This window comes from Psychrobacter sp. 78a-MNA-CIBAN-0178 (assembly GCF_040309625.1).
GTDB lineage: Bacteria > Pseudomonadota > Gammaproteobacteria > Pseudomonadales > Moraxellaceae > Psychrobacter > Psychrobacter okhotskensis.
The window spans coordinates 1-346 of sequence record NZ_JBEOOZ010000093.1 but is presented as its reverse complement, the minus strand read 5'-3'; the positions used below and the strand labels follow the sequence as shown (position 1 = coordinate 346).

The following is a 346-nucleotide window of genomic DNA, read 5'->3' as shown; positions in this document are numbered from 1 at the left end:
TTTGTTTCACCTTTTTATGCTGAGCAAACTCTTTACCATTGTCAGAGGTAATGGTCTTAACCTGCAACCTCACTGGCGCTAAGAGTTCTATCATTGCCTCTGATACTTGCTGTGCTGTTTTATGACCCACACGCTTCATCTTCAGCAGCCCCGTTTTACGTTCAACGAGCGTGACAATCGCTTGCTTGTGATGCTGACCGATAACGGTATCCGCTTCCCAGTCACCAATTCGCGTACGTTCTTCAACAATACAAGGGCGCTCATGAATCGAGACTCTGTCATTAATACGACCACGAGTCTCAGCAGTTAAACGCTGCCGATAAGGCTTGGCTTTACGTCTGAGACA

1 protein-coding gene is annotated in these 346 nt (G+C 46.8%); it reads right to left on the bottom strand.

The window, feature by feature from the left end; translation table 11 throughout:
• Positions 1-346, bottom strand: a 346-nt coding sequence (locus tag AAEY80_RS15020) for an IS30 family transposase (protein WP_350588538.1), incomplete at both ends; no start/stop codon positions are given.